6 protein-coding genes are annotated in these 9,012 nt (G+C 56.6%); 2 read left to right on the forward strand and 4 right to left on the reverse strand.

All coding sequences use genetic code 11. The annotated features are described in order from the left end of the window. Positions 1-21: 21 nt before the first annotated feature. The 4 genes from FQ187_RS00990 to FQ187_RS01005 are packed head-to-tail and all read right to left on the reverse strand — an operon-like array spanning position 22 to position 6,111. Positions 22-1,203 carry a hybrid sensor histidine kinase/response regulator gene (locus FQ187_RS00990; RefSeq protein WP_149628065.1) on the reverse strand — a complete coding sequence of 394 codons (1,182 nt, stop codon included), beginning with the start codon at positions 1,201-1,203 and terminating at the stop codon, positions 22-24. Then, a complete protein-coding gene (locus FQ187_RS00995; protein WP_149628066.1) occupies positions 1,197-1,790 on the reverse strand; it encodes a chemotaxis protein CheB in 594 nt (197 codons plus the stop codon). The genes FQ187_RS00990 and FQ187_RS00995 overlap by 7 nt, the downstream gene beginning before the upstream one ends. Further along, complete coding sequence (locus tag FQ187_RS01000; protein ID WP_149628067.1) at positions 1,787-2,620, reverse strand: protein-glutamate O-methyltransferase CheR; 834 nt, start codon at positions 2,618-2,620, stop codon at positions 1,787-1,789. Before FQ187_RS01000 ends, FQ187_RS00995 begins: the two co-directional genes overlap by 4 nt. Continuing rightward, positions 2,620-6,111 (reverse strand): response regulator, encoded by a 3,492-nt coding sequence (locus FQ187_RS01005; RefSeq protein WP_149628068.1) that lies wholly within the window; start codon positions 6,109-6,111, stop codon positions 2,620-2,622. Before FQ187_RS01005 ends, FQ187_RS01000 begins: the two co-directional genes overlap by 1 nt. A gap of 261 nt (positions 6,112-6,372) precedes the next feature. On the opposite strand from FQ187_RS01005, the gene FQ187_RS01010 reads away from it, so the two are divergent. Continuing rightward, positions 6,373-6,732, forward strand: a complete 360-nt coding sequence (locus FQ187_RS01010; protein WP_149628069.1) for a response regulator — start codon at positions 6,373-6,375, stop codon at positions 6,730-6,732. Positions 6,733-6,890: 158 nt separating this feature from the next. Then, positions 6,891-8,396, forward strand: a complete 1,506-nt coding sequence (locus FQ187_RS01015) for a PhoPQ-activated protein PqaA family protein (protein WP_149628070.1) — start codon at positions 6,891-6,893, stop codon at positions 8,394-8,396. Positions 8,397-9,012: the final 616 nt, after the last annotated feature.

The following is a 9,012-nucleotide window of genomic DNA, read 5'->3' on the forward strand; positions in this document are numbered from 1 at the left end:
TGCGTTTATCTGGCTGTTTTCCTACAGCGGCAGACAAACGCGAAACAAGGCGCCTTCGCCAATCCGGCTTTCGACGGTAATGGAACCGCCATGGGCGGCCACAATCTGCTCGGAAATAAACAATCCCAGACCCAACCCCGCGACAGCGTGTTTGGCCGTGACACGTTCGAATTGCTGGAAAATACGCTTCTGGTTCTCTTCGCTGATGCCAATCCCGAGATCGCGCACTTCCACCCGAGCCTGACCGCTCTCACTGTACACCTTAACGGTGATCGGACTCTTGGCGCCGTAGCGCAAAGCATTGGTCAGCAGGTTGGAAATCACCTGTTCAATGCGAAATTCGTCCCAGTTGCCCACCACCGGTTGCCCGGCCTCCAGGGTGACCGAGGACTCGGCAGCATCGATCTGCGGTGCAAAGTTCTGCAACAAGCCGCGAACCAGCGCCGACAGATCGAAGCGCGTCGGTCGGATCGACAACTTGCCGGTGCGAATGCGCGACACATCGAGCATGTCCTCGATCAAGCGGATCAGGCTCTTGATCTGCCGCTCGTCGCGGTCGACCATCGCGTGCATCTTGTCCAGGGTGAACGCCGCGGCGTTGTCCCGGGCCAAGTGCATCTTGCGCAACTGGGTTTCGAGGATCAGGCCATTGAGCGGCGTGCGGACTTCGTGAGCGACGATGGACATGAAGTCATCGCGCATGCGCACCGCTTGCAACAGTTCCAGCTGAGTACTCTGCAATTGCTTGAGCAGCGCTTCCTGATCGCGGCGGCTTTGCTCCAGCTCCTCGACCTGCTGCTTCATCGCTTTGCTTTGGCGAAACAGTTCGACGAACACGTTGACCTTGCTCTTGACCGCGTGGATATCCAGCGGCTTGTAGAGGAAGTCCACGGCGCCGCTTTCGTAGCCCTTGAACGCGTAGTTCAACTCACGACCGGCGGCACTGACGAACACGATCGGGATGTTCTTGGTCTTTTCCGTGCCACGCATAAGCTCGGCCAGCTCGAAGCCGTTCATGCCGGGCATCTGAACGTCGAGAATGGCCATGGCGAATTCGTGCTGCAACAACAGCGACAAGGCTTCGTCGGCGGACAAGGCTTTGTAGACGATACGGTCTTCGCGCTTGATCAGCGCTTCGAGCGCCAACAGGTTCTCCGGCAGGTCGTCGACGATCAGCAATTTGGCCTGGATAGTACTTAGCATGCGATTCGTTCCAGCTCGACAAGCAGACGGCCGATGCCGCGTATAGGGAGAATGTGGTCCGGCTGGTGTAAATCAAGCGCGGCCTGAGGCATGGTCGCGACCTGGGCTTCATCCGGGTCCTGGACGATGGTCATGCCGCCACGACGCTTGACCTGGGCCAGGCCGCGGGCGCCATCACGGTTGGCGCCGGTCAACAACACCGCGGCCAGGGCTGAACCGTAGGCATCGGCAGCCGACTCGAACAGGTAATCAATGGCCGGTCGCGAATAATGCACGCGGGCTTCCAGGCTCAAGGAAAAACTGCGGTCCTGCTCCACCGACAAGTGATAACCCGGTGTTGCGAAATACAACGTTCCCGCTTCGACCAGCGTCTTGTCGCGGGCTTCCAGCACAGGCATGGAGACTCGCCGTGCGAACACCTCAGCCAGATGGCTGCGACGTTCGTCCGGCAGGTGCAACACCACGATGATCGGCAGCTTGAAGCCTTCTCGCAAGGGGCTGAGGATACTCAGCAACGCCTCGACACCGCCGGCCGAGGCGCCGATCACGATGGCCTCTATAGAAGGTAAATCCGCGGCACTGTTCATGATTTTCGGTAAATCCGTTCTTGTTTGACCAACGGTTCGAACTGGTTGCCGTAGGCCGAGAATTCCAGGGTTTCCTTGCTGCCCAGCACCAAAAATCCTCGATGGCAAAGGGATTCATGGAACAAACCGAACGCACGATCCTGAAGCTTTTTGTTGAAGTAAATCAAAACATTACGACACGAAATTAATTGAGTTTCTGAAAAAACACTGTCGGTCGCCAGGCTGTGATCGGCGAAGGTCACGTTCTCACACAGCGTCTTGTCGAAAATGGCGTAACCGTAGGCTGCCGTGTAGTAGTCGGCGAACGAACGCTGGCCACCTGCCTGCTGGTAGTTATGAGTGTAGGCGCGGACATTCTCCATGGAGAAAATCCCTTGCTTGGCTTTATCCAGCGAGCGCGGATTGATGTCGGTGGCGTAGATGATGGTGCGATCGAGCAAGCCTTCTTCGCGCAGCAGAATGGCCATCGAATAGACCTCTTCACCCGTGCTGCAGCCGGCGATCCAGACCTTGATCGAGGGGTAAGTCTTGAGCAGCGGCACCACTTCCTTGCGGATCGCCAGGAAATGCGAAGGGTCGCGGAACATTTCGCTGACCGGGATCGTCAGCAGTTGCAGTAACTGCATGAACGCCGTCGGGTCGTGCAGGACCTTTTCCTGCAACGCTGAAATGGTCGTGCACTCGAACTGGCTCAACGCGTGATTGACCCGGCGCTTGATCGAAGCGCCGGAGTAGTCGCGAAAGTCATAGCTGTATTTGAGGTAGATCGCCTCGATCAACAAGCGAATTTCGATTTCGCTATTTCGCTCCACTGAAAAATTGCGTTCCACTAAATGCGTTCCATTTTTGGTAACCACACGCGAATCAGCGAGAACAGGCGATCCAGGTCGATGGGTTTGGCCAGGTAGTCGTTGGAGCCTGCCTGCAGGCAGCGCTCCTGATCGTCCTTCATGGCCTTGGCCGTCACCGCAATGATCGGCAGCTTGCGCCAGCGCGGGTCCTTGCGGATCTCGATGGTGGCTTCGTAGCCATCCATCTCCGGCATCATCACGTCCATCAACACCAGATCGATGTCCTCGACTTCATTCAGTCTTTCAATCGCTTCACGGCCGTTCCGGCCGATGACCACGACTGCACCCTTTTGCTCCAGGGCACTGGTGAGGGCGAAGATATTGCGTACATCGTCGTCCACCAGCAGCACCTTGCGACCCTCGAAGACCTTGTCTCGGCTGCGCGCGGTCTTGAGCATCCTTTGCCGTTCATGGGACAACCTGGATTCGACTTTGTGCAGAAAGAGTGTGACCTCATCCAGCAAACGCTCTGGCGAGCGCGCCCCCTTGATGATGATCGAACGCGAATACTTGCGCAGGTCCGCCTCTTCGTCCCGGGTCAGGTTGCGTCCGGTGTAGACGATCACCGGCGGGAACGAGCAGATGTCTTCCGTGGACATGCGCTTGAGCAGGTCGTTGCCGAGCATGTCCGGCAGCTTCAGGTCGATGATCATGCAATCGAAAATCGTCGTGCGCAGCAGGTCCAGCGCATCTTGTGCCAGGCCAACGGCAGTGATCTCGATGTCATCGTCGCCGATCAGTCGGGCAATGCTGTCGCGCTGTACATCATCGTCTTCGACCAGCAGGACGCGTTTGACCTTCTGGGTCAGCTTGGCCTCAAGGCGGGCAAACACGTCCTTGAGTTCTTCTCGGGTGGTCGGCTTGACCGCGTAACCAATGGCGCCCATGTGCATCGCGGCTTCGACCCGGTCTTCCACCGAAATCACATGCACCGGAATGTGCCGGGTTTCAGCGTGTTCCTTCAGGCGTTGCAACACAGTCAACCCGGAATGATCCGGCAGACGCATGTCCAGCAGAATGGCGTCCGGGATGAACTCTTGGGCCAGCTCGTAACCTTCATCCGCCCCGTGCGCCACCAGGCACTGATAACCCAGCTCATGCGCCAGGTCATAAAGAATATTGGCAAAGTTCGGCTCGTCTTCCACCACCAGAATGCAACGAGTGGCGAAGGGCGCCTTGGTACGATCGTCGTCGAAACGCGGAATATCGACATCAGCAATCAACGGCACCAGCGCGGCGGGCGTCACTCTCGGTGTAATGGCCACCGGCGTGGCTCTCATCGGTTCGACAGGCTCTTCGCCCGGTTCAACGTATTGCTGCGGCAAAACCAGCGTGAACACACTGCCCTGCCCCGGCTCGCTGGTGACACTGATGGAACCGCCGAGCAAGGCGGCCAGGTCACGGGAAATCGACAAGCCCAGGCCGGTGCCGCCGTAACGGCGATTGGTGGTGCCATCGGCCTGGCGGAAGGCTTCGAAAATGCTGTCCTGCTGATCCGCGGCAATGCCAATCCCCGAATCGCGAATGATAAAGGCGATACCGTCGCCGGGCTGGCTGGCGACCGTCAGGCTGACCGTGCCTCTTTCGGTGAATTTCACCGCGTTGGACAGCAGGTTCTTGATCACCTGCTCCAGACGTTGGCGATCGGTGAAGATCATCATCGGCGCACCGGCCTGCACCTCGACCTGGAATTCCAGTTTTTTGTCGGTCGCCAAGGGCTGGAACATCCCGCGCAAGCCATCCACCAGACGCGCGACACTGGTGTTCTCCGGTCGCATCTCAAGCTTGCCGGCCTCGACCTTGGAAATGTCGAGAATATCGTTGATCAAGTTAAGCAAATCATTGCCGGCGGAATAGATCGACTCGGCAAACTTGACCTGTTCGGCGCTGAGGTTTTCCTGAGGGTTTTCCGCCAGCAATTTGGCCAGGATCAACGAACTGTTCAGCGGCGTGCGCAACTCATGGGACATGTTGGCGAGGAATTCAGACTTGTACTTGCTCGAGCGCTGCAACTCTTCGGCGCGTTCTTCGAGCTGGGTCTGGGCCTGATTGAGCTCGGTGTTCTTCAGGTCCATGGCGTCGCGCTGCTCGGCCAGTCTCCCGGCCTGCTCGGCGAGCTGCTCATTGGTTTGTTCAAGCTCGACCTGCTGGGTTTCCAGGTGCGCCTGGGACTCCTTGAGAATCCGCGACTGCTCTTCCAGCTCTTCGTTGGCGGTCTTGAGTTCTTCTTGCTGGACTTGCAGTTCTTCGTTGAGCTGTTGGGTTTCGGCCAGCACTTCCTGCAAGCGCTGGCGATAACGAGCGGCCTCAATGGACGTGCCGATGTTGCCGGCAATCAGTTCAAGCAATTCGACATCGCGGTCCGTCAGCGGGCGCAGGAAGCCCAGTTCGATCACACCGTTGACCCGATCGTCGTCACTGGTCGGCACCACCAGCACGCTATGCGGCAGCCCCTCGCCCAGACCGGAGCTGACCTTGAAGTAATCGCTCGGTACGTCATCGAGACGGATCAAGCGAGCCTGATTCGCTACCTGGCCGACAATGCCTTCATCGCTGTAAATCTGCTGTTCGCGCGCTTCCTGCTCGCGAGAGAAACCATAAGAGGCAATCCGCTTGAGACCGCCATGGTCTTCGCGGACATAAATGGCTGCTACGGCGGTGCCGAGGTACTGCGCACAGAACTGCAGAATGTTGCGGCCCAGCAGATTAAGCGACAGTTGCCCCAGCACTTGTTCGGCCAGTTCGGTCTGCCCATTGCGCAGCCAGGCCTGCTGTTCCAGACGCTGGGCGCTGGCCTGTTGCGAGGCGAGGTTGGCGCTGTAAATTTGTGAAAGGTTGAGCAAGTCCCGACGGCCAATGTAGGCGAGCAATGCGCTGATCCCGGCGATGAACAACAGATAAAGGCTGATGCTCCAGATCGTGGTGCGACGCACTTCCTCGTTGCGCGTGGTGCGCAACTGTTGCTCCATGTCGATCACGTCTTCGAATTGCTTGCGGATCTCATCGGTCAGCCGCTTGCCGCGCCCGGCCTTGACTGCGCTGCGGTAATCGCCGCTGGCGCGCTGCAATTCAATTATTGCCTGCGCGTAAGTGGCCCACTCATTCTGCAAGGCCTGGAGCCGGTGCAGGCGGTCAGTCTGCACCGGATTGTCCGCGGTCAGTTCGAGCAAGGTATTGAGGGCGACACCGATTCGCGGCTTGGCCGTTTCGTAGGGTTCAAGGAAGTGCTCGTCGCCAGTGAGCAAGAAGCCGCGCATACCGGTTTCCAGATCGACGGTCAGCTTGATCGATTCATTGGCGTTATTGATCACCCGGTCGGTGTGCTCGACCCACTGGATCACCGACAGCAGATAAGTAATCAGCGAAACAAAGAACACTGCACTGAGCACGCCGACACCCAACGGCAGGCGGACATTGCGGCTCAGGAGTTTACGGAATCGTTGCTCATCAACCGAAGACGCGGATGTCATGGGGGAAACCTTGTCGAGCTGTTGAAAACAAGGGAGTTTGCCCCAAAAGCGCCGGATTGATCCAATTTTCTGACATCTTTTCACGCAAAATCCTACATTCCACCGCTCCATCGTAAAGGAGCGGTTATTCTTGCCAGCACTTGTGCGGCTATTCTTTTTTCTACCGCCTGGGAACTTGTCCGGTTCCGTCACTTACTCAAGCAAGAGCCCGGCGATTTCGATCGACCGACAACCGCGAATTCAACCTCTGAGAACCCCACTATGTCCGCCACCGCGTCCATCATCCTTGTAGTCGAAGACGACGCCATCGTGCGCATGCTGATTGTCGATGTGCTGGAGGAACTCGAGTTCAAGGTGCTCGAGGCCGACGGCAGCGAACAGGCGCTGGAGTTTCTCAACGATGAAGGTCAGTACATCGATTTGATGATGACAGACGTTGGTTTGCCGGTGATGGACGGCCGTGAATTGGCCACCCAGGCCCGGATGCTGCGCCCTGAGCTGCCCATCCTGTTTGCTAGCGGTTATGCCGAAAGTATTGATGTGCCCGAAGATATGCACGTGATTGGCAAACCGTTTTCCATTGATCAGTTGCGCGACAAAGTCAAAGGCATGCTGGCCTGAGACTGGGCATCCTGGTCCCACCACTTTTCTGCATAAATCGACGTAAGGCTGCATTTTTCGGCGTTTTTGGGCTCTGACCTGTCAAGTTTGACAGTAGAAAAGGCCGCCCGCCTGGCGTTTGATTGGACCGGTGATCCCACTCATAAGGAACCGAGTCCATGCCGAGTCGAACCGAACGCTACGCACGTTATTTGAAAATCAGCGGATTATTGCTGATGCTCATCGCCGGATATGGTTGCCAGCCAGCCTCTTCCGACAATCCCCAGCACTGCTTTGAACAGAGCGGACAGGCGTTCAGCGAAGTGTTGAGCTGCTATCGCAAAGCCGAAGCGACGCAACCGCTGCGCTACATCAGTAAGGGACAAGAGCAACAGCCCGGCGTCAACATCCGGCGCTTCGAGCTGACGTCACAGTCCTGGGGCCAGGGCGGTCAAGTCGACCCGGCAGCCTGGACCCATGGAGTCGACCTGTACATTCCCGACAACGTCAAGGGTACGCGTGCCGTGCTGGTCGCCAACGACGGCGTCAACAAGCCTTTGCCCGGTGAGTCTCCGGGAGCACCCAACAACTTTTCTCAGCAAACACTGCTCAACATTGCCCGGCAAACCGGTTTGATCGTCGTGGCTGTCAGCAATGTCCCCAACCAGTATTTGACCTACAGCGATGACGGTGTGCCGCGTACAGAAGATGGCAGCGTTGCCCACAGCTGGAAGCTGTTTATGCAGACCCCGGAACAACAGCCCTTTATGTCGCTGCATGTGCCGATGATGGAAGCGCTGGTCAAAGCCATGGACCTGGCGCAAAAGGAAACGCAGCCAGGTCAGGTGGTGAGTTTTCTTGCCACCGGCGCGTCGAAACGCGGCTGGGCGGTATGGCTGTCCGCCCTTGCGGACTCACGCGTCGATAGCATCGTGCCGTTTGTCATCGACGTCTTGAACACGGACAAAGTGTTCGACCAGACGTTTCTGGCCTACGGCGGTAACTGGCCACTGGCGTACATCGACTACTACTCGCAAGGTGTGATCGCCCAGCGCAAGACCGAGCCGTTCAAAAAGCTGATGCAGGTCGAAGATCCGATGACCTATCGGAATCTGTCCGGCTACACCGACCGCTTGAAGATCCCGAAATACATCGTCAACGCCAGTGGCGATGACTTCTTCATCCCGGATGCCTCACGCCAGTATCTTGCGGACCTGCCGGGTGACAATACACTTCGGGTCATTCCCAATTCCGCCCACGATGTGCGGGCGTTTGTTGAAGCGAACCTGATTCCTTATATCAAGCGGAGGCAGACCGGCAATACCGCACCGAGGTTAAAGACACAGGAACAGCGCCTGGACGCCACATCGACCAAGTTGCACCTGACCTTGTCCGAAATGCCGATCAGGACGACTCAGTGGACAGCGCTCAACCCGAAGGCCCGGGACTTCCGGTACAACTGCGGCGTGCGCTACACCGCAAAACCATTACCGGTCGCAATGGACGTCCAGGCGACTCTCCGTGCTCCCAAGGTGGGTTGGGCCGCAGAGTTCTTCGAAGCTGAGTACGAAGACGGCGTTGTCGAGACGACGATGGTCAAGGTTCTTCCGGATACGTATCCGAATCAGGCGCCACCCGCCGATGAGGCGTTTTGCAGAACGCTACCCGCCGCCCTGAGTCAGTAAATCAAGACACGACAATCTCAACCCTTTTGCTCTGTGGGGTTGTCGTGTTTCCTTGATTGTTCTCGAGTCAAAAGCATTATTTCAAACTGTAATATATCACCTGACTTCTTGCCAGCTATAGCAAAGTGGAATTTGCATCCGAACAACACAGCAGCCAACTAAAGCCGTCATTATTTTCCAACAAGTGCAACACGCACTTACATACACCCACTTGTCATCATTCAAACATTAAAAGAGGATACGTCAAACATACCGCGTAGAAAATAAATGGATTTACCATGACCACTAGAAACACAGACAATACCTCTCAAAGACATTTATCAAGACCTTCAGCTTATATCCCACCCCAAGATCACAACAGTCGAGATGATAATATCGAACGCCTGGAGCTTCTCAGCAAATTAAAGCGTCGCGCGCAAGACTACAGTGACTCCAAGGAAGTCAATCTGGAAGGTGTTTTCATCTCCCTGGAGCCTGGCTCATCGCTAGGGAAGGTCTGAAGTACCCACCGATTTTTCATGCCCTCTCTGCTTGAGGTTCAAAAAATCATGAGTCGGTCGAAAAACAGGCCTTTCCTGTCCTTAATTCATGGTTCTTTCCTCTAGTCGCGCTGCTT

The sequence above is a fragment of the Pseudomonas sp. ANT_J28 genome (genome assembly GCF_008370005.1).
GTDB classification, from domain to species: Bacteria; Pseudomonadota; Gammaproteobacteria; order Pseudomonadales; family Pseudomonadaceae; genus Aquipseudomonas; species Aquipseudomonas frigoris.